We start from the raw sequence: 19,178 nt of genomic DNA on the forward strand, positions 1-19,178 counted from the left end.
CGAAAGACCCAGTGGAACAACCCGGCACGAGAGGTCGGACGATCACCCACGCCCGCACTCCACTCGAAGCCGCACAACCAAACTCACAGCGACGCCATCAGTTGATCGGTGCATTCGGGCTTAAGCAGATAAGCAGTACAAAAGTTCGACTGTCGAATACGCTGGTGAGCCCGTTCAGTGAAGCAGGTGGCGGCCGTCGAGGTCGTTTGCGGTGAAGGTCCAGGTGCAGGCTGCGTTTGGCCTGGCCCAGGGCATGAAGGACAGTCGGATGGTCGGGGTCGTGGCCTTCTGCTCGGATGGCTGCGCGTTCGTCGTCGTCCATGTCTGGTTGGACGCGCACGCAGGTGCGTCGGTTCCCGCAACAGTCATTCGTTCGACTGACTGTTGCGTCAAAACGGCGTCTCCCGATCGAGTCGTCGGTGTGGTGCATTCTGGCAAGGAAGGAACTTTCACTGCGTATCGAGCTGCCGTGATCGATAGTCAGTCCGGTACCCACGGCATGTGTACGTCGCGCATTCTGGAGCGATGCATGTGCGGGGGCCGTATCGCGCCTTAGCCAAGACCTCCATATCGTCTATCGCGGGGACCTGTCAGGTGCCCGCGCCCGATAGAGTGCCCGCTATCGCAGCGCAAGAAGAGCGATTCCGCAGTACTGGCCCTGAAACCTCAAGTACCTGATACCTTCTGTAACGACCGGATGAGATCAACCTTATTAAGGGACCTGTGAACGCTGCACCCTCGGCTTTAACGCGCGTTGCTGACAGTTTTGCTACCGTCGGCAGCACCACGGTGCTCGCTGCGTCCGCGATCCGGTGGACCGTCCAGGATTTTTTTACGGGTCGACTTCCGATCCGCGAGATCGTCATTCAGACATGGTTCGTTATCAGCGTGACGACGTTACCAGCCATCCTTGTGGCAGTACCGTTCGGTGTCATCGTGTCGGTTCAGGTTGGCAGTCTGACTCAACAAGTAGGTGCCACTTCCATAGCGGGGGCCGCAGGAGGTCTCGGTATAATTCAGCAGGGAGCGCCGATAGTCACCGCTTTACTTCTCGGCGGAGCTGCGGGTTCAGCCATTGCGGCGGACTTGGGTGCCCGGACGATCCGCGAGGAGATCGATGCTCTCCGGACAATGGGAATAAATCCGATTCGCAGAATGGTTGCACCACGCTTCGTTTCGGTGCTCATCACAGCTCCGATGCTGTGCTTGCTGATCATTGTTACCGGGCTGGTCGCCGGGTACGCCCTCAGCGTCAGCGTTCAGGACATCACGCCAGGCAGCTATGTGGCGTCGTTTGCGTCGTTCACCAGTGTCACAGAGTTGATTCTTGCAATTGTAAAGTCGCTGATTTTCGGATTGGTCGTCGTCGCGATCGCGTGTCACCGGGGACTCTCGACCAAAGGCGGGCCCCAAGGCGTGGCGACCTCTGTAAATGCGACGGTTGTTCTGGGGGTAATCACTTGCTTCATCATTAATCTCGTTATTACGCAACTGACGACGATGTTCGCTCCGATAACGATCGGATAGCGGCGGACCCTGTGAAGGTAGAAACAGACCCTATGAAGACAGTGGTTTCAACTCACCGTAGTTCCTTTACCCGTCCGTTGTCTGCCGCGCTGAATACTCCTGTGCAGTTTTTGCAGCAGGTCGGTCACGTCACCACGTTTGCGTTGCAGACCGCTGCGGGTATGCGGTATGCACTGTCTATTTACCGACGCCAGACGATGCTTTACGTTGAAGAGTTTGCCTGGGGGAGGGGTGCTGTTGTTGTCGGTGGCGGAACCGCGATCGTCCTGGTCATTCTAGGTCTCGCGGTCGGTGCCTCGATTGGCATTCAGGGCTACGCATCGCTAGATCTCGTGGGGATGGGGTCGCTCACCGGATTCCTTTCTTCGTACGCCAACACGCGCGAGCTAGCGCCAATGATCGCTGGCATCGGCTTTGCCGCTCAGGCTGGCTGCCGCCTAACTGCGGAAATAGGGTCGATGCGCATTGCTGAAGAGATCGATGCCCTAGAGTCAATGGCGGTTCGACCGATTCCGTTTGTGGTCAGTACCCGCGTTCTGGCTGCCGTCACCATCATCATTCCGCTGTATATCATGACTCTCCTCCTCGCGTATGCGGCAGCCGAGGCTGTCGTCATATATGTTCACGGTCAATCGACGGGGACGTACGATTTTTATTTTAGCCAGTTCTTGGTGCCTCAGGACATTCTGTTTTCGATTATTAAAGTGGTCGTCTTCGTGGTATCGGTCGTCATTGTGCACAGTTATCAGGGATATTATGCGACGGGCGGAGCGGAGGGAGTTGGCCGTGCATCCGGCCGGGCGATCCGGGCGAGCCTCATTATTATTGTGGTGGAGGACATGATTCTGACGCTACTGATGTGGGGATTCGATTCCGGCGTTAGAATCTCAGGGTAGGAGTACGTCAGAATGACAATGTATAAAGATCTTACGGGTCGCGCGCCGTCGGCTACCAACCAACTTGCGAGAGGGTCAGTGGTCGTCCTAATTGCCGCGGTGATCGCGTATTTCATTGCCGGAAACGCTGCCGGCAAATACGAAGAACAGTGGAATGTGACAATTGAGGCCGAAGAGATCGGCGATGGGTTACGCGCCGGTTCCGAGGTCAAGTATCTCGGAACGACCGTGGGTGCGGTCGACACAATCGACAACAAACAGTACGGAGCGAGCGTCAAGTTGGATTTCCCGAACACCGTCGGCGCGAAACTCGATCTGCGAGACGACTTAGCTGTGAACTACACCTCGTCAAACGGCCTCGGCCCCATAGTGCTCGAAATTGTAGACGCCGGTCGAGGCGTAGGTATCCCCAAAAATGGCAGCGTATACGTCAGCAAGGAGCAATCGAATCAAACGTCGGTGTCCACGTTGGTCAGAAAAATCGCCAAGTTGGTCGGGGCGCTGGACACCCCAGCGTTCAACGCTGTAGTCAAGTTCGTCGTCGACCAGTCGCAAACGGTCGCTGATTCCGGGAGGGTCATGTTCGAGTTGGCTCGGCTGACGCGGGATGTTCAGCAGCGGCCGGCGAGTGAGGACCTGAAAATCGCTGCGGATCTTTCGTCGGGCGCTGCGGACTTTCTCGAACCGTTTGTACCTGGCCTCGTGGTCAATGCCGATATCGCTGACTTCTTCGGAACGCCGAGCAACGTCGACCGCTCGATAGGGAACCTCACTGATACGGGGGAGGTCCTGTTTGGTGGTTTGGGTGGCTTGTTGAGCAAAAATTATCCAGCCCTGAACTCGTTGCTGGATGTTGGTCTTGATCTCGCGACGCCGGTGGCGCGTTCGGCCTCGGGGCTAGCGCTCACGATCGACACCCTTCCCGAACTGCTCGAACGAATCGACAGGGCGACTCCGCGCATCGACGACAGGGTGCAATTGCAAGTCGCGGCGATAATCCGGACTTCTCCCGTCTTTCAGCAGGCACTAGCCGTGGCGGTACCTCTCTCAGGAGTTCGCTAGTGAAATCAATTAGACCCGCACTGTTTAAGATCGTGGTATTCGCTGCTGTGATCGCTGCGTTTTCGTATGTCCTTGTGGCTATCCTTGAGCCTAGCTCGGATCGTTCCAGTAGTTCACACACCGCGGTGTTCACCGACGCGTCAGGGTTGAAGGAGCGAGATGGCGTGCGACTCGCGGGCGTGAGGGTCGGCTACGTGACCGCGGTCGAACTCGTTGGTTCGTTCGCCGAAGTTTCCTTTCAACTCAATGGTGGCGTATGGGTCACGGAGCGAACGCAAGCCGCCATCAGGTACCAGAATCTTCTGGGCCAGCGATACGTCGAGCTTATCGTGCCCGAACACGGAACAGAATCAACCTTAATGTCAGTAGAGGATATCCCTGTGTCAAATACAATTCCCTCGTTCGATGTGTCGACCCTCTTCAACGGCTTCAAACCGGTGTTTGATACCTTGAACGCAAGGGAGATTAACACTCTCCAGAGCAATCTGTTGCGCGTCGCTCAGGGTGACGGTGCCGGAATTGCACCCGTCGTGGAGCAGATAGCCAATCTTACGGAGTATGGTGAGCAACGCTCTGCGATCATCACCAACATTGTGAGTAGCCTCGGCGCGCTCTCTGAGCAGCTTCGAGGACGCTCGACTGAATTGGTTGAGCTGATCGACAAGCTGGGCTCGATCGTCGACGCCTTCAGCAAGGTAAGCGATCGGCTGCGGGAGTCGCTTCGCGAAGTAAACGTATCACTGGCACCGGCAGTGCTTCTCGGCGAGCAACTCGACAGAACTTATGACAACAGCTACGACGATATTTTCCAACGGCTCCTACGTGACGGCGGGTGGGAGGAGGTGCTCGACGGTGCCGTTCTTCTCAAGCCGCTATTGGACGCAGTTTCGGTAGCGACGCGCGACGTTGGGGCATCGGGCAGTGCATGTTCGGCGGGTGCGCGCCCACTTCCCCCAACGGCAGAAGTGGTACTACTCGGCCAGCGGCTGGTGGTGTGCCAATGATGCGCCTCACGAGATTGGCCCATCCGCGCCGCCAGCCCGGGCGGCGGCGCGACCTGATAGTCGCCGTATCTTTCACATTGGTTTTGGCCACTGGTCTTCTCATCTCGGTGGCGGTGTATGCATTCCCCCTGAACCAAACGACATACACAGCATTGATGCGAAACACCGGAGGGCTGGAACCTGGCGATCAAGTGCGTGTCGCCGGCACACGCGTAGGAAAAGTGAGTTCGGTGCAACTGACCGGCACGCACATCACCGTGCAATTTAGAGTCGAGAACGGAGTCCGTGTTACCGCCGAGGCATCGACATCCGTCAAACTCACGACCCCTATTGGTGGCCGTGTGCTCGACGTCGACCCTGGAATGGGCGAGACGAAACTAGTTGATCCGATCCCACTGGTACGCACCACAACGGCATATGACATTTCAAGCACCTTGGAAACGACCACACCGGTGTTCCGAGATGTCAGTGGCGTCGACTTGCGTAAGACCGCTGAACTCTTGCAAGACGGGTTCTCCGACGGAAACACCTACATCCCCGATGCGTTGAGGAACACCAGTCAACTGATGGACCTGCTGCAGGGGCAATATCAGCAGCTCGATCAGGCCGTAGAACTTTCCGACGAATACCTTCTGACCCTGGCGGACCGCAAAGAGGATCTCGCCGACTTCCTGAGCCAGCTAAGCTTCCTCGCCAGCACGCTCGGCCCTGATATTCAAAACGTTCAAAGTGGGTTCAATTACCTTAAAAGATTATTTGCCTTGCTGACCAGGCCGCTAGTTGCCTATCAAGCAGGGATAGAGCCCTCTGTACAGGAGTTCAAGGAGCTTCTGGCGAAAGTCGAGGGTCGACTTCCAGACTATTACAATGCGCTGAACCAGGTCGACGAGATCACCCGACGCCTCGAGACCGTACTCGGCGTGCCTACCGAGAGCGCGCAGGAAACCGGTGAGATGATACAGGTGTGTATCCCAACTCCGGGAGCGATATGTTGAAACGGCCAGTCCGCAAATGGAGCCTAGTGGCTGCGGTCGTCCTCGTCCTCGTCGCTGTGGCGACCGGGCTAATCCTAAGAAGCACGCCGTTCGGCACCAGTACGCGAGCGCTGTGTGCGGAATTCACAGACACATCAGGATTGTACGAGGGCAACGTCGTTGCGATGCTAGGCAAAAAAGTTGGCCAAGTCGTTGCCGTCCACGAGACGCCTCAGAGCGTACGCGTCGACATGGAGGTTGACCAAAACCTAGTTCTGCCAGCTGAGGTCGGTGCCACTCTCGTGTCAACATCGATCGTGACCGAGCGGCAAGTCGAGTTCACCGAGCCATATAGCGGCGGCGCAAAGTACGACAGTTCTAGTTGTATACCGATCGCCAAGACTAGAACCCCGTTGGGAATCAGCCAAACACTCGATTCAATCGATCAACTATCCGATGACCTACTGAAGGATGACGGCGCCAATACAGACGCAGTCGTTCAGTCACTCAAGCTGATTTCGCAGAACATGCAGGGCACGGAGACCAGCGTGTCGAGCATTCTGAGGAATTCCGCATCCTTGATTGATGATCCCGCACGGCGAGACGGGCAAATCAGGCGAATAGTCGAAAACTTGGCGACGTTGACCGAGGTTCCTGTAAAAAACAGCGCAGAAGTGTCCGCGCTACTCGCGAATTTCGTCAACGCGATCGAGGTGATTATTGCCTTCGGGGAGGAATTCGGCGGAGCGGTCGAATACGCAGATATTTTCGTACCGATCCTGTCACGATTTGCGTCCGACTTAGGCCCCCCGATCTTTGAGATCGGCGACACAGCTGTGCCCCTTGTCGCGGATGCCGCGAACAGACCGGATGTTGTCGCAACGTTCGCCGTCCGGATGGCAAATTTGATCGGTGAGTATCCCGACGCGAAATCCATTGTCAAAGTCTTCTCGCGATCAATTCCGTTGCAGAGTCTCGTCGATCAGTGTGGGGCCCCGACAGCGCAGAACGTCTGTTCCGGTAATGCAGGTCCCAATGCGGGTGCTTTGCTTTCTGCTTCACAAATCAGCGGCTTGCTGGGGGGTGTTCGCTGATGTTGTCGAGACATTGGGTACGACTGGGATGTCCGTGCCTACTCCTCACACTGATTATCTTCCTCAGCTCATGCGGAATCGACGCCGATAATCCCCCCACGTTGCCCAGGCTGGGGGATGACAGCTATCGCGTCGACATCGAGTTCACGAGCGCTCTGAACCTGCCTGCTCAAGCGAAGGTCCTGTCGGCGGGCGCGCGGGTTGGCACAGTAACCAACGTGCAGTACGACGCCGGCCGGGCCGTCGTGCAGACTGCCATAGATGATACGGCTGTCGTGTCTGCGCAGTCGCGCGCCGAACTGCGGCAAGACACCCTCCTAGGCGAAATCTACGTAGCAATCTTGCCGCCGATCACGACCACCCCCGCGGCGGGCGACGCGCTAGCGCCTGGGGCGGTGATACCGTTGAGCAGAACTGAGCCGGCTGCCAATGTCGAGGATGTGATGCGCGGAATGGCCAACATTCTGGGGGGCGGTGAGTTGGATAAAATTCACACTGCCATCAGCACTTTGAATGCAACTTTTCCGCAGGATGAACGTGAGTTCGGAGAACTCTACGACACCACACTGCGCACCCTGTCGGACGTCTCTCGCAACACGGGCCAGCTTGACCGCATCCTAGAATCTACGAACCGTACCTTGCGGACTGTGCTGAACGACCCTAACGGGATCGACCGAATGCTCGACAAGGGTGGGCGCAACTTCTCCGGGCTCGGTACCTCGTTAGTCGAAGTTGCCTTGCTGATCGCGAATCTAAGGAGTTTTTCAGTGAGCACCGGACGCATCGTCAATCCTGAGTATGAGCGACTGACCCAAAGCATCGGAGCTATTACGCCGGTGATTCGGTCGATATCAACATCCGACATCACCTCACAAAGAGTGGTCCGAAGCGCGACAAACCTGTTGCGCGACAAGCTTATCCCATTGGCGAGTGCCCCGAGCATGAACGTGTCGGAGTTCTCCGTTGATGGGCGCGAAATGGCATACGGTAGTGCAGACTCGGTGATAATGGTTCTGAGGTCGATTGGAATGTTGCCATGATCCGAAAATCTGCGCTCTCGGTAGTTGCTCTGATCGCGGTCCTGCTCGTAGGTGGGGCATATCTCATGGTTGGAATAGCAAAAGTAAAGCCCTGGGACTCTCAGTACACCCTGATGGTCTCCGTTCCGGCTTCGGGTGGATTATTGGACACATCACCGGTTTTGGTACGGGGAGTTCCGGTTGGTCGAGTCACTCATATCGGCGTCTCGGCTCGAAAATTAGAGATTCGCATGTCGATCAATTCGGACAAGGGAATTCCTCGGAATAGCCGGTTAAACATTCAGAACCTTTCTATCGCTGGTGAACAGTACGTCAATTTCGTTCCGGAGAGCGACGATGGTGATTTGTATCGTAACGGAGATGTCATTCCCGAGGATCTAGTCCATGTCTCTACCTCTATCCCCGAGGTGCTTCCCAAGCTCGCTCAGGTTGCCGACGCGCTCGACTCGGACTCCATCGACCAGTTGAACACGACCATCGCGGAAGCGGTGAACGGCCGCGACGCTGATCTGCAATTGATCGGCGACATGTCTCTCCGAATGGCTGAGTTCGTCTCCCGCGACGGCTCGTTGCGGGTTGCGGCTGACAATGCAGAGTTCATACTCGGCCTGATGTCTACTGCCGATGCAGGTGATGTGCTAAGTACAGCCTCCGTGAGGACGCCTGCGGCCGTGGATGGGCTGGCTAGAATCCAGCGTGCCTTCATAAATTTCACTACCGGTTCATATGACAAGTGGCCTCCAATCTTAACGCTCGTGGAGAAGCTCAGTGGGTACATTCAGGTACTCCAGCCCGAGATCGTCACCATCACGCGCGCAGTCAAGCCATCAACGGCGCGCATTTCCGATACTTATATCGATTTCGCCTCGATCAGCGATCTACTATCTCGAGCATTCCCGCAGCATGCCCCCGGTCGTGCGGTCCTACCCCTCGAGGTAATACCCGAGAACTGAAGCGGATGTTGAGCCCCGCAAATTGCAACGCCATCGACATGTACCGAGTAGTAACGTAAGGGTCCACCACATGAAGCAAAATCCGACTCCGGAGAACGATTATGACGAGCTTGGAGAGCAAGCATCGACGATCGGTGCCGGCGAACAGCCTGAATTGCCGTCGGGTTCCACCCCTCCTGAGACTCCCGCGAAAGCGACAGCAAAAGAGACCAATAGGTCCGATGTTGCCGCTCACGCGGGCAGGGGCAAAGGTGGCCTCCGCGAGAATGTACTCAGACGGGCCTATCGCCCCCGCGGGGACCGTTCGGTGGGTCACCGTGTCAAACGCCGGGCTCTCCCGGCACTCACCGTGGCCTTAGCCATGGTCGCTGGTGCCTTTGCCTACCTTTACGCTGATATCAACAACGCGAAAACGAGTGCCGAAAACGAGTTGGCAGCGAGAGGCCACGCCGCTGAGGTCGCCTCGGAGTACGCTCAAAAGTCGCTCACCTATGATCACCAGTCAATTGACAAATTCTTCCAATCAGTCCAGGAGAACGCCTCACCAGCCTTGGTGAAGCGGTACGACGAGGTGAAGCCAACACTTACCCAAATCATGCAGCAAGCGCAAGTGTCGGCGAGCGGTCGTGTGCTAGGGACAAGTGTCACCCGGGTAGATGCTGAAAACTATACGGTCTTAGTGTTCGCCAACCAGAGAACCCAAAACGTCCAGAATCCTCAGGCCAGCGATCTCCCAACGCTTCTGAAAGTAGCGGTGACGAAGTCGGGCGATACATGGGTTGTAGAGGACTATGGACCTGCCGAATGAAGCGGCTTCCGGTTTTAGTTTCATCGAGCGCTCGGGTATGGTTGCCGCAGTGCAGCAGTGATCGGATTCTGTAGTGGGTGAGGTTTCGGAAGCCGAGGGCGTTCGGCGCAGCGCTTCGAGCCTTCCATTCATGGCTTCGGTCGCCCGTTCGGCGCTCGGTGCGTGAAGTAGGCGAGGATGTCCGCCCGCCTACGGTGCAGCGTCCTTCCCGAGCTGGGCGAGTTCTCCAGGCCGGCGAGGGCGACGACGCGGAACGGTTCCATCGCGGTGATTGCGTCGGGAATGGTGTTCAGTCCGGTTACAGCACGACAACGCCGACAACCGTGAACCTCACCGCAGACCACACTCGGTGCTACGCCAGTCGGTGTCGGAGAACTCGCGGCCGCCATCCGAGGAACCGTTGGTCCAAATAGTCTGGCTACATCGGTGAGCATCCCCAGATAGCCAAAGCCGATTTGGGATTCGACGCCAGGGTCACTGTCGGCGACCCAGACAGAAGGTCTCTGCGGCCCAAACCCGTGACGCTCGGTACGGGGCCAAGCATCCCTACAGGCAAGGAGAGCACTCCAATTTTAGCGATCGTCAACGGTTTGCGGACCCGATTCCAGCCACCCAAGCGGTCTGATCTGTTTCTCTTGCGCAAGGAGTTCAATCCCACGCCGCCGCCATACCCGCCCGTGCGGGCGGTCCGGTCGAACTGCGCCTGAGGGTCACCTTCGGTAATCGGATAGATCAACGCAACGAATCATGAAGTCGGGATCATCGAAAACGCGCCGCCGATCGATCGATACCCCCACAAGCTCAGCCGAACCGGCAATTATTGCCCATGTTGTCTCGACTAAGTGATCCACAATGACTGCTCGGGCGACACCCTCCTCGCGGCCTTGTTCAAGCCACCACCCCGTGGCCGAAAGTCCAGAACCCAAGATCGAGCTTACGGCCAGCTGAACCGTCGAGGTATCCATCTTAAGGTCCTCTAAGCGTCGCTCGAATTGCTCCGCTATGATCATAGAAATGGTTCGCAATTCTTCTGCCGCACCACCTCTACCGGACCCAGAGAACTGAAACAACTGGTTCTGAATCAAAAAAGTAAAAACTGACGGGTATTTGTCGACTAAAACGACGTACTCTTCTATCGCTTCGCGCAAAAAGACAATGATGGGCGTTGACGTTTTCGCTTGCAGTACTGTCCGCTCGGCAGAAGCCCAGATCAACGAACCGAATTTGTGAGCGATTGCGCCATGCAAGTCTGCCCGATCTTTAAAATGTCGGTACAGTTTCGGCTTCGAGGCGTTAGCTTCAGTCGCGATATCTTCCATGCTCGCAGCGACACCGTGACGCTCGATGGCTCGAATTGCTGCGTCTACAATCCTAGCCCGTGCCTCCACCCGGTGCGAATCCCAACGCGTAGTTCTGGCGTCCGCGACCCGCCGCTGAATCGACTGCGGAACGGACCCGAAGACTGATGATAACTCCACAGTCCGAAGAGTATCACGCAGATCTGATAGAGTAGCGGTCAACGGACGAGTCGGTGCATTGAGACGACTGGCAACATACCAGTGCACCCCAGTCGCGGTGAGCGGCCGACATCGCCGACGCTGGTCAAGCGGTCAATGCTTGAACGGGGGTCACGGACGGCTTCGGTCTTGCATAGACCAATTGTCCTCTCCACCAACGCAATATAAAACCCTGGATGCACCGATCAGGTGAGAACTCAGCGCGAGTTGTACACACGAAATTCCCTGTCGTGGTGAAGAATTAGACTTCTCTCATAGAGCGAATTTTAATCACACACGAAGTGCATCTCGCAGATGCAACTATCTCACACCCGACCTGTCGCCGTCGCACGCTTCGACGACCCCAACCTCATGTCCGTCGCCGGGATTGGTCCCGGTCATGGCACTGGCGCAAAGGTCGGGCCTGCTCACCCTCGCTGATCAGCACCTGATGTCACCACCGACCGACGCCGGTGCCAACGCCGGCCGAAAGATCGATCCCTGGTCCAGGATTGGTCGTCGGAGCGGATTCCATCGCCGACATGGCGATGCTGCGGCACGGCGTGAGGCGTGCCGTACGGCGTCTGATCCCGGTGTGTTGTGGACCAGGATCAGGGGAGTGTCGTCGCAGATCGGGGCGCTGCTTGCCACCGCGATCAGTGCGGCTCGGATGCCCGCGTGAAGTGCTCGACTGGAACCGTCACGAACACGGCTGTCGCCGTGGCGATGTCGCGCCCACCCTGCGCGTGCAGCTGCGCGGTGACGTACAGCCGACGGCCTTCACGTCGGTCGAGGTTCGCGGTGACCGAGTACGGAGTGTCGAGCCGCACGGGTGCAAGGTAATCGACCTGCAACGACCGGGTGACGGCCAGCTCGCCGACGATGAAGAGGAGGAAGCCGAACAGGTCGTCGAACACGGTGGCGACAGCGCCACCGTGTGCGATACCGGGTGCTCCTACGTGACGTTCGTCGAAGGTATGCACAGCGATCACGCGTTCGCCATCGCGGTGTACATCAAGATGATGTCCGTGCGGATTGTCCGGACCACACCCCAGGCAACGAACCGAGTGCGGTGGCAACTTCGTACCTTCGGGCAGACTTGCAGTCATACCTGCCGTCCAACCCGCCAACACCGGGTCGGCGTGAACGGGGGACGAGTCTGAAACACCTGCAATCGAGCTCGACTGATCTGTCACGACGCTCCTACCGGGCCGATTGATCTGTAGCTGTGATGTTTCGCTATCGGCCATCACTCCACTTCCTCAAGGGTGGTGGGGACGTGATATGGAGGTCGACTCTTGCCGTACACGCGGTAGCGACCCCAGAAATCGACGTCACCCACAACGCATTCGGCGCGTCCTTCGGGCGTCGTAAAGACCGCCATCGTCCGCTTGCCCTCCAGTAGCGCTGCGAGTTCGTCATTCTTGCTGATTCGGCCGTACCAGGTGTACAGGCCGTTGAGGGGCTGAAAATAGCCCTTGATTGTCACCTCGACAGGAATCTCTCTGCCTCGGCACACCAGGGTGGCCTGGCCAGAGTAGTCGAGATCGTGCTGATCGGACACTGGTACCCAACTTTCTTCATCAATCGTTGACAATTGGTCGGTCGCTGATAATACTAGCAGTATCGGGTACCTGGAGTAACAGGCTCCATTCGAAACTCAAGCCCGGCCCGACTACACGGAGGTTTTTGGATGACGATTCAGGATGTCGAAACCAAGTCCGACATCTCGACCGAGGGACTCTCGCGCGTCAACGGGCGCAAGCCGGTAGACATGCAACGATCGGCCGGTCGGTTGTTGCGTTCGTCGGCCGAGAAGTTTTACGACGCCGATATCGATATCGATTGGGATTCCCCATGGGAGGACGGTAAGCGCTTCTTGCCTGAACACCGCGTGTCGCTTTACGGCTCGAAGTTGTGGGACAAGATGAGCGATGAACAGAAATTCGAACTTGGTCGGCATGAGATCGTAAGCATCCTCAGTTTCGGCATATACGCCGAGAACCTTCTGAGTTCTGCCCTCCTGCGGATGGCGGCAAAAGGAGCACTCACCGATCAGCGGTCCCTCTTCGCCCTTACGGAGATTGGCGATGAGTCACGCCACTCGACGATGTTCGCCCGTCTGATCAACAAAACGGGCGTCGCGCCATACAAATTGCCCAAGGGTATGCTCAGTTTCGCCAAGATCCTGCACTTTGTCCCCCTTGGCCCGTCCGTGTCCGGCGCGACCCTTCTGATCGAAGAAATTCTCGACCGGGCGCAGCGTGAGGGTATGAATGATCCTGAAATGCAGCCTCACCTGCGGCAGCTCATGAAGATCCATGTGCTTGAGGAAGCGCGCCACATCACTTTTGCTCGCTTGGAGATGGTCGAGGGAATGCAGCGTCGTGGCCGCATCTCCCGAGCGTGGCATCGCGGCACGCTCGCGGTCATCGCCAACCTTGCGTACCCTTTGCTGATTAACCCGAGGGTGTACCCCGCTGTCGGCATCAACCGGGTGCGTGGCATTTGGGCGCAGCAAACCAGCCCGAACTACGGCACCAACCTGCAGTTCATGTCCGAGCCGATGATCCGCTTCTTCCATGAGGCCGGGATGATGGAAGGCAAGTTCACGATGGCGATGTGGCGCGCCACGCGTAGCCTTCCCGACGATCTTCGGTGACGGGTCGGTCGCATCGCGCGGCCCCCACCGACCAATTCCGCGCGCTCGCGTCGTCCCACGGGGCTCCGGGCAGATTCGTCTGCTTGCACCTCAGCCGTAGCGCGTCGATATCGACGACCCAACGGAACGGGGCGAATTGACCGCGCCTCAGCAACCATCATCAGGAGTATCGATACACAATGACGTCTTCCACCAAGCGCTCTCCACGCACCGCCACGTCGTCGGGACCGGGTACCGCCGCGCCGATTACCACGAAGATCCTAATTGTTGGCAGCGGCTTCTCCGGACTTGGCATGGCCGTACAGCTTCGCCGCAGAGGTAACAGCGATTTCATAGTCTTGGAGAAAGCCGACTCCGTGGGCGGCACGTGGCGCGACAACACCTATCCGGGCTGCGCATGCGACGTCCCGTCCCTAATGTATTCCTACTCGTTCGAGAGCCGCGGTAGCTGGTCGAAGGTTTGGTCGCCGCAGCCCGAGATAGAGCAGTACTTGAAGGACATCTCCGACAAGCGAGGCGTCACGCAAAAGATCCATTTCGGACAAAAGCTTGTCTCGGGTTACTGGAGCGAGTCGGAATCGCGGTGGCATCTTTTTACCGAGTCAGGTCGCGAGTACATCGCGCAGTATCTCGTGTCCGGCGTAGGTGCCCTGCACATCCCGAATTTTCCAGACATCCCAGGGATCGAGAACTTCGCTGGCCAGGCGTTCCACTCCGCGGAGTGGGACCACTCTGTGAACCTCGCGGGAAAGCGGGTGGCGGTCATCGGCACCGGTGCCAGCGCGATCCAGTTCTTGCCCTTCGTGCAGAAGGAAGCCGACACGCTCACGGTGTTCCAGCGGACCCCGGCCTGGGTGCTGCCACGCAAAAATTTCGCGGTACCTCACGCTGTCCGCACGCTGCTCAGTAAGGTCCCGGTTACTCGACGCCTTGCGCGGTGGTCCGCGTATTGGGGCGCCGAGAGCCTGGCTGTGGGTCTCAACGGCCATTCCAATCTGATGCGTCCAATCGAGAAGGTTGCGAAATGGAACATTGAGCGTTCCATCAGCGATCCAGCGCTCCGCAAGAAGCTTGTGCCGTCCTACCGCATCGGTTGCAAGCGAATCCTGGGGTCGAACGACTATTATCCCACACTCGCCGCGACCAACACGACGGTGGTCACCGACCGGATCGACAAGGTCACCGCAGACTCGATCGTCACGTCCGAAGGCGTATCACATCCCGCGGACGTGATCATTTATGCCACCGGATTCCATGTCACCGACGGGTTCGATCAGCTCAAGCTCAAGGGCGCGCGGGGCGATGACCTGCCGACGCACTGGCACCAGACGGGCATCAACACCCATCTCGGCATCGCAACCGAGGGCTTCCCCAACCTGTTTTTCCTCCTCGGACCCAACACCGGACTGGGACACAATTCGGTCGTGTTCATGATCGAACAACAGATCAAGTACATCATGAAGGCCATTGACGCTGTGGCGAGTCGCGGTGCGCAGCGCATCGACGTGCGGCCCGAGATTCAAGAACATTTCAACAAAGACATTCAGCAAAAACTCGCCAAGGGCGTATGGACCAAGGGTGGATGCACCAGTTGGTACCTCGACTCGCACGGTGTCAACCGCACGGTTTGGCCAGGGTTTACATGGCAGTACTGGCGCGCCACCAAGGACTTCGAGCCCGCTGACTATGAAATCGCCTGACAGACCCCTACTGAACACATCGACGAAGCGAAGCGAGTACACAACAGTGAGTAGTGCGATATCGCGCGACTACGCGACGAAAGTCGCGGTCGTCACCGGGGCCGCCTCCGGGATCGGCAGATCACTTGCCCTCCAGCTGGCAGGACGCGGTGCCAGCCTTGCATTGTCCGACATCGACGAGATGCACCTCAAGGAAACGGCCGACATCTGCCGTACGGTGCATGGGGCGACGGTTGAGACCTCCGTGCTAGACGTTGCGGATCGCTCGGCGGTCCAGGACTACGCGGATGGCATCCAGTCCTCCTTCCGGCAGATCAACATGGTGTTCAACAATGCGGGCGTCGCACTCGGTGCCGACGTCATTGATATGTCCTGGGAAGATTTCGATTGGTTAATGGGTATCAACTTCGGTGGTGTCGTCAACGGGTCGAAAGCATTCCTTCCGCACCTGATTTCCTCGGGTGATGGCAATCTGATTAACACCTCCAGCGTCTTCGGGCTGGTCGGTATCCCCAGCCAAAGCGCGTACAACGCATCGAAGTTCGGTGTCCGTGGTTTCACCGAAGCACTTCGCCAGGAGATGAAGATCAGCCGGTACCCGGTCACCGTGACGTGCGTTCACCCCGGTGGCGTGAAGACCAACATCGTCAACCACGCCAGGGGCGTATCCGCCATGGGAGCGGATACGAGCACTATCGCCTCGGTGTTCGACAAGATCGCACGAACGACCCCCGACAAGGCAGCGTCCACGATCCTCAAGGGCGTGGACAAGAAAAAGCCCCGCGTCTTGATCGGCGCAGACGCACGGGGATTCGACTTCATCGCACGCGTTATAGGTCCGCGCTACCAGGACGCGGCTGCGCCGGTGACGCGTATGGGCTACGCGTGGGCGCACAAGCGGGGAATCCTCAAATGAGCGTCGAGCAGGAGGCGCGCCCCAAGACCACCTCGCGCGCGCGGACTCTCACAGTGTCGGAGGTCGTGCAAGAGACCAAGGACTCCATCACGATCTCCTTCGAGGTGCCGGACGAGATCGTCGACGATTTCAAACACCAACCCGGGCAATTCATCACTCTCAAGATCCCGTCCGACCAGACCGGTCATGTCGCACGATGCTATTCGCTGAGCAGTTCTCCTCACGTCGATGATTTCCGTCTCGAGATCGGGGTCAAGCGTACGGACGGTGGGTACGCGTCGAATTGGTTGTGTGACAACATTTCCGTTGGTATGCAGGTCACTGCACTCCCCCCATCGGGGCAGTTCACCGCGAAGAACCTGGACGTCGACATGCTGTTCTTCGCCGGCGGCAGTGGCATCACGCCGGTCCTGTCGCTGGTAAAGTCGGCACTGGTATCGGGCGGAGGGGAAGTCGTGCTGTTCTACGCGAACCGTGACGCCGATTCGATCATGTACGCGCGGCAGCTCCAGCAGATCAGCTCCGAGTTCCCCGAGCGGTTCACGTTGGTCGACTGGCTCGAGTCCGAGAAGGGGATCCCAACGTCCGAAGCTGTAGAGAAGCGCATCCGTGGCCACAAGGGGTCGGAGATCTTTACCTGCGGCCCCGCCCTCTTCATGGACCTGGTGGAAAGGTCTGCCACCGCGTGTGGAGTGGCTCATTCGGTTGTGCATCGAGAGGTGTTCCAGTCTCTCTCAGGTGACCCGTTCGACAACGCCACACTGCGGCGACTCAGCGACGCTGAGGGAGTGGCTACGGCGACGGTCTACCTAAACGGCGAGTGCATAACCACGCAGTGGCCGCGTAACACGCCGCTGCTCGATGTGCTGTTGTCGCAGGGATACAACGCTCCGTACTCGTGCCGCGAGGGAGCGTGCAGTGCCTGTGTGTGCAAGCTGATCGAAGGCGAGGTCGACATGGTACGGAACAACATCCTGGTCGATGAAGATATCGAGGACGGCGAACGCCTTTCCTGCCAAGCGCTACCGCGCACCGACGCCGTGACCATGAGTTTCGATGATCTCTGACACAGCAGCAGGGGTCGATGTTTCTCGACGAACCAGGGAGGTACTCTCCGGCGACGGGACGAGGCTGTTCGTCGAAGAGTTCGGACTCGACGATGACGCGCCTCTGCTGGTGTTCAGCCACGGGTGGGCATGCCAAGGCCGATTCTGGCGGCCACAAATCGACTACTTCGCCAAGACCCACCGTGTGGTGGTGTACGACCAGCGTGGGCATGGTTGGAGCGATCGGGGGCAAGCGCCGTTGTCGTCCTCGGTCCTCGCCGACGATTTGGAGGCGGTTCTGCGCGCCGTTGTCACCTTACCTCGCAAGGCGATGGTCGTCGGGCACAGTATGGGCGGTATGTCCATCATGGGCTGGGCGGCGGGACACCCCGACTCGGTGGCCGCCCTTTCCCGCGCCGCCGTTTTGGCCAGCACGGGTCCATCCGAAGTGGTCAGCAAGTCAATCCTGATCAGGTCGCCACGGCGATTCTCCGCCTCACTCAAGCGCGTGTTCGCCTTGAGTCTTGCGTTGGCGGGGCCGGAGATGGCCAACACGCGACTCACCCGGCGACTTGTGAAGTACGGCACGATGGGTCCCCTCGCTCCGGTCGATGTGGTCGCCGAGTGTTCCGACATCGTGTTGCGGTGCCCGCCGACTGTAAGGGGGGGGTGGGGCAAGGTCCTAGCCACCATCGACGTGAGCGCAGGGATTGACCTATTAGCAGTGCCGACGACAGTGCTTGTCGGCACTGCCGACAAGTTGACACCTGAAGTTCATTCTCTAGAACTGGCAGAGCGGCTGCGGCAACATGGCAGATTGCACGAGATGGTGACTCTGCCGTTGATCGGACACATGATCAACATGGAGGAGCCGGACGCATTCAACGCAGCGCTTACCCGGTTGGACACCGCGACCAGGGATTAACTGTGCTGGTGAGATCCCGCCCTCGGTCCCCGATACAGGGTTGTGAATTTCAGAACGGTCTCCACTGATACATCGTCGAGATCGGTCTCCTCGGCGTCGAGCAAGCGGCAGAATGCCAACAAGTCATACCCGTAAGCGCGCACGGTGCGAGGTTGTTAGACGAGGACGTTCGGTACTTCATCCCTGCGTCCCCCGCCATGACGGGAGCGAGCGTGCGGATGAGCTGGTACGAACCGGGCGAGAACGACGGTACGAGCGCCGTATTTGTCGAAGAACACCTGTGCCCGGGCGAGTTGGGCGGGGCCGAGGCGTTTCGCGTCGGGGCGATCGAAGACTGCCGGGCCGGCGGCGCGCCCGATCAGATATCCGCATTGATCACCGAGCGCGGCCGCGATCGGTACGGACAGCAGGATCACCCACAGTGGAACGAAGGGATCGGTCTGGGCGACCAGAACTTCGGCGGTGAAGAGGAGGGAGTCACCGGGGAGGAAGAATCCGACGAGCAGATCCGTCTCGATGAAAATCGCGACGAGGAGGCCGATCAACCCGGATGTGGCGACGAGGATGCTCGGGTCCAGAACCCCTCCGGTCAGTGCAGATGTCTGAACCGTCCCGGGTTTCTTGCCGCTCCTACGCTTGCAACATCTCCGGGTGGAGTGCCGATTCTTGACTGTAGTAGACCTCCTCGAATTCGTCTGGCGTGAGGTAGTCGAGGGTGCTGTGGAGTCGGCGTTGGTTGAACCAGTCGACCCACCCCATCGTGGCGAATTCGACGTCGTCGATCGTCTTCATCGGGCCGCTCAGGAACGGGCTCCGCTTGGAGACCGCTTCGGTCTTGAATAGTCCAATTGTGCTCTCTGCCAATGCATTGTCGTAGGCATCCCCGACGCTTCCGATCGATGCCGCAATGCCCTCGAGCACAAGCGTTTCCGCGAACGCGATCGAGGTGTACTGACCAGGTTCAAGCGGTCGACGCAACACCCCAAGGGGAAAAGGGGTTTTGATGGGACGAGTGCCGGATTGGGCCGCAGCATTGACCGGGCGAGCGGTGATGCGCTCGCCAGGACGGCCACCT

Annotated in this window: 20 protein-coding genes and 1 pseudogene; 15 read left to right on the forward strand and 6 right to left on the reverse strand. The window is 58.3% G+C overall.

The features are described 5' to 3' along the window. Nucleotides 1-174 precede the first annotated feature (174 nt). The gene (locus KVY23_RS24065; protein WP_139318311.1) at nucleotides 175-369 is read right to left on the reverse strand and encodes a hypothetical protein; all 195 of its coding nucleotides are present in this window, start codon (nucleotides 367-369) and stop codon (nucleotides 175-177) included. A 420-nt stretch (nucleotides 370-789) separates the two neighbouring features. Here KVY23_RS24065 and KVY23_RS24070 point away from each other — a divergent pair, with 420 nt between their 5' ends. The 9 genes from KVY23_RS24070 (at nucleotide 790) to KVY23_RS24115 (ending at nucleotide 9,358) form a co-directional block, all read left to right on the forward strand. Further along, a complete protein-coding gene (locus tag KVY23_RS24070; protein ID WP_075840846.1) occupies nucleotides 790-1,527 on the forward strand; it encodes an ABC transporter permease in 738 nt (245 codons plus the stop codon). Nucleotides 1,528-1,559: 32 nt separating this feature from the next. Beyond that, nucleotides 1,560-2,423 carry an ABC transporter permease gene (locus KVY23_RS24075; RefSeq protein ID WP_075840845.1) on the forward strand — a complete coding sequence of 288 codons (864 nt, stop codon included), beginning with the start codon at nucleotides 1,560-1,562 and terminating at the stop codon, nucleotides 2,421-2,423. A 12-nt stretch (nucleotides 2,424-2,435) separates the two neighbouring features. Then, complete coding sequence (locus tag KVY23_RS24080) at nucleotides 2,436-3,485, forward strand: mammalian cell entry protein (protein ID WP_075840839.1); 1,050 nt, start codon at nucleotides 2,436-2,438, stop codon at nucleotides 3,483-3,485. 47 nt (nucleotides 3,486-3,532) lie between these two features. Beyond that, the gene (locus tag KVY23_RS24085) at nucleotides 3,533-4,489 is read left to right on the forward strand and encodes an MlaD family protein (RefSeq protein ID WP_230558472.1); all 957 of its coding nucleotides are present in this window, start codon (nucleotides 3,533-3,535) and stop codon (nucleotides 4,487-4,489) included. After that, entirely contained in the window at nucleotides 4,486-5,484 is a 999-nt protein-coding gene (locus KVY23_RS24090; protein ID WP_230558467.1) for an MlaD family protein, read from the forward strand. The genes KVY23_RS24085 and KVY23_RS24090 overlap by 4 nt, the downstream gene beginning before the upstream one ends. Next, nucleotides 5,478-6,557: an MCE family protein gene (locus tag KVY23_RS24100; protein WP_075840843.1), complete on the forward strand. Its 1,080-nt coding sequence runs from the start codon at nucleotides 5,478-5,480 to the stop codon at nucleotides 6,555-6,557. Before KVY23_RS24090 ends, KVY23_RS24100 begins: the two co-directional genes overlap by 7 nt. A gap of 101 nt (nucleotides 6,558-6,658) precedes the next feature. Then, entirely contained in the window at nucleotides 6,659-7,597 is a 939-nt protein-coding gene (locus KVY23_RS24105; RefSeq protein ID WP_230558468.1) for an MlaD family protein, read from the forward strand. Continuing rightward, nucleotides 7,594-8,550, forward strand: coding sequence for an MlaD family protein (locus KVY23_RS24110; protein WP_206510282.1), 957 nt, complete (start codon nucleotides 7,594-7,596; stop codon nucleotides 8,548-8,550). Before KVY23_RS24105 ends, KVY23_RS24110 begins: the two co-directional genes overlap by 4 nt. Before the next feature lie 70 nt (nucleotides 8,551-8,620). Continuing rightward, nucleotides 8,621-9,358, forward strand: a complete 738-nt coding sequence (locus KVY23_RS24115; RefSeq protein ID WP_230558469.1) for a hypothetical protein — start codon at nucleotides 8,621-8,623, stop codon at nucleotides 9,356-9,358. A 710-nt stretch (nucleotides 9,359-10,068) separates the two neighbouring features. On the opposite strand, the gene KVY23_RS24120 is transcribed toward KVY23_RS24115, so the two are convergent. Next, nucleotides 10,069-10,836 (reverse strand): TetR/AcrR family transcriptional regulator, encoded by a 768-nt coding sequence (locus KVY23_RS24120; protein WP_269419447.1) that lies wholly within the window; start codon nucleotides 10,834-10,836, stop codon nucleotides 10,069-10,071. A 333-nt stretch (nucleotides 10,837-11,169) separates the two neighbouring features. Here KVY23_RS24120 and KVY23_RS24125 point away from each other — a divergent pair. Continuing rightward, nucleotides 11,170-11,432: pseudogene (locus KVY23_RS24125) on the forward strand (IS1380 family transposase); the annotation flags it as partial. A gap of 78 nt (nucleotides 11,433-11,510) precedes the next feature. Here the strand turns inward: KVY23_RS24125 and KVY23_RS24130 are convergent. Then, nucleotides 11,511-11,846 carry a PaaI family thioesterase gene (locus KVY23_RS24130; protein WP_307786633.1) on the reverse strand — a complete coding sequence of 112 codons (336 nt, stop codon included), beginning with the start codon at nucleotides 11,844-11,846 and terminating at the stop codon, nucleotides 11,511-11,513. Nucleotides 11,847-12,103: 257 nt separating this feature from the next. Further along, nucleotides 12,104-12,418, reverse strand: a complete 315-nt coding sequence (locus KVY23_RS24135) for a DUF4873 domain-containing protein (RefSeq protein ID WP_075840836.1) — start codon at nucleotides 12,416-12,418, stop codon at nucleotides 12,104-12,106. A gap of 129 nt (nucleotides 12,419-12,547) precedes the next feature. On the opposite strand from KVY23_RS24135, the gene KVY23_RS24140 reads away from it, so the two are divergent. The 5 genes from KVY23_RS24140 (at nucleotide 12,548) to KVY23_RS24160 (ending at nucleotide 18,103) form a co-directional block, all read left to right on the forward strand. Next, entirely contained in the window at nucleotides 12,548-13,516 is a 969-nt protein-coding gene (locus tag KVY23_RS24140; RefSeq protein WP_206510283.1) for a diiron oxygenase, read from the forward strand. A gap of 179 nt (nucleotides 13,517-13,695) precedes the next feature. Then, on the forward strand, nucleotides 13,696-15,216 hold the full coding sequence (locus KVY23_RS24145; RefSeq protein ID WP_075840835.1) for an NAD(P)/FAD-dependent oxidoreductase: 1,521 nt from the start codon (nucleotides 13,696-13,698) through the stop codon (nucleotides 15,214-15,216). Between the two features lie 46 nt (nucleotides 15,217-15,262). Next, a complete protein-coding gene (locus KVY23_RS24150) occupies nucleotides 15,263-16,132 on the forward strand; it encodes an SDR family oxidoreductase (protein WP_075840834.1) in 870 nt (289 codons plus the stop codon). Continuing rightward, entirely contained in the window at nucleotides 16,129-17,199 is a 1,071-nt protein-coding gene (locus KVY23_RS24155) for a ferredoxin--NADP reductase (RefSeq protein ID WP_206510285.1), read from the forward strand. The genes KVY23_RS24150 and KVY23_RS24155 overlap by 4 nt, the downstream gene beginning before the upstream one ends. Next, nucleotides 17,189-18,103 (forward strand): alpha/beta fold hydrolase, encoded by a 915-nt coding sequence (locus KVY23_RS24160; protein ID WP_230558471.1) that lies wholly within the window; start codon nucleotides 17,189-17,191, stop codon nucleotides 18,101-18,103. Before KVY23_RS24155 ends, KVY23_RS24160 begins: the two co-directional genes overlap by 11 nt. Before the next feature lie 155 nt (nucleotides 18,104-18,258). Here KVY23_RS24160 and KVY23_RS24165 read toward each other — a convergent pair whose 3' ends face one another. Beyond that, nucleotides 18,259-18,648 (reverse strand): DedA family protein, encoded by a 390-nt coding sequence (locus KVY23_RS24165; RefSeq protein ID WP_075840833.1) that lies wholly within the window; start codon nucleotides 18,646-18,648, stop codon nucleotides 18,259-18,261. Nucleotides 18,649-18,733: 85 nt separating this feature from the next. Next, the coding region (locus KVY23_RS25345; RefSeq protein ID WP_374108765.1) for an integrase core domain-containing protein at nucleotides 18,734-19,178 on the reverse strand (445 nt) is incomplete at its 5' end.

It is taken from the genome of Rhodococcus sp. I2R, from assembly GCF_020889545.1.
Classification (GTDB): Bacteria; Actinomycetota; Actinomycetes; order Mycobacteriales; family Mycobacteriaceae; genus Rhodococcoides.

Excerpts from the sequence above, each read along its gene's own strand:
- KVY23_RS24065 (WP_139318311.1), bottom strand. The coding sequence starts at position 369 with ATGACTGTTGCGGGAACCGACGCACCTGCGTGCGCGTCCAACCAGACA.
- KVY23_RS24075 (WP_075840845.1), top strand. The coding sequence starts at position 1,560 with ATGAAGACAGTGGTTTCAACTCACCGTAGTTCCTTTACCCGTCCGTTG.
- KVY23_RS24080 (WP_075840839.1), top strand. The coding sequence starts at position 2,436 with ATGACAATGTATAAAGATCTTACGGGTCGCGCGCCGTCGGCTACCAAC.
- KVY23_RS24090 (WP_230558467.1), top strand. The coding sequence starts at position 4,486 with ATGATGCGCCTCACGAGATTGGCCCATCCGCGCCGCCAGCCCGGGCGG.
- KVY23_RS24100 (WP_075840843.1), top strand. The coding sequence starts at position 5,478 with ATGTTGAAACGGCCAGTCCGCAAATGGAGCCTAGTGGCTGCGGTCGTC.
- KVY23_RS24110 (WP_206510282.1), top strand. The coding sequence starts at position 7,594 with ATGATCCGAAAATCTGCGCTCTCGGTAGTTGCTCTGATCGCGGTCCTG.
- KVY23_RS24115 (WP_230558469.1), top strand. The coding sequence starts at position 8,621 with ATGAAGCAAAATCCGACTCCGGAGAACGATTATGACGAGCTTGGAGAG.
- KVY23_RS24140 (WP_206510283.1), top strand. The coding sequence starts at position 12,548 with ATGACGATTCAGGATGTCGAAACCAAGTCCGACATCTCGACCGAGGGA.
- KVY23_RS24145 (WP_075840835.1), top strand. The coding sequence starts at position 13,696 with ATGACGTCTTCCACCAAGCGCTCTCCACGCACCGCCACGTCGTCGGGA.
- KVY23_RS24155 (WP_206510285.1), top strand. The coding sequence starts at position 16,129 with ATGAGCGTCGAGCAGGAGGCGCGCCCCAAGACCACCTCGCGCGCGCGG.
- KVY23_RS24160 (WP_230558471.1), top strand. The coding sequence starts at position 17,189 with ATGATCTCTGACACAGCAGCAGGGGTCGATGTTTCTCGACGAACCAGG.